The sequence below is a fragment of the Curvibacter sp. GW821-FHT01G03 genome (assembly GCF_059422285.1).
Map to the genome: position 1 here is coordinate 1 of NZ_JBWKWP010000062.1, position 551 is coordinate 551.

At 70.1% G+C, this 551-nt stretch carries 1 protein-coding gene; it reads right to left on the reverse strand.

The features are described 5' to 3' along the window. The coding region (locus tag AC07VS_RS28820) for a UxaA family hydrolase (protein WP_494752696.1) at nucleotides 1–551 on the reverse strand (551 nt) is incomplete at both ends.

Consider the following 551-nt stretch of genomic DNA (forward strand, 5'->3'; position numbering starts at 1 on the left):
TGGGCCACCTCGGGGCTGGCGGCACGGGCGGTGAGCTGGTCGATGCCGTCGCGCACCTCGGTCACCTCCGAGAACATCACGGTGGCGCCGGCGCGCACCAGCAAATCGGTGCAAAAGCCCACCGCGGGGTTGGCGGTCACGCCCGAGAACGCGTCGCTGCCACCACACTGCACGCCCACCACCAGCTCGCTGGCGGGCACGGTCTCGCGTCGGCGTGCGTTCAGGCGCTGCAGGTGCACCTCGGCCTGGCGCAGGATGTGCTCGACCATGGACATGAAGCCCACGTGGGCCTCGTCTTGCAGGCACACGGTGTCCAGCGGGGCGTCGGCGCCGGTGGGTTGGCCGCGTTCGTCGCGGATGGGGATGCTGCCCGGGGGCAGCAGGCGCTCGGGCTGGAGTTTTTCGCAGCCCAGGCTGATGACCATGACCTCGCCGCCAAAGTTGGGGTTGAGGCTGATGTTGCGCACGGTGCGGATGGGGATGACGGCATCGGGGGCGTCGATGGCCACGCCGCAGCCATAGGTGTGCTCCAGGGCCACCACGTCGTCGAC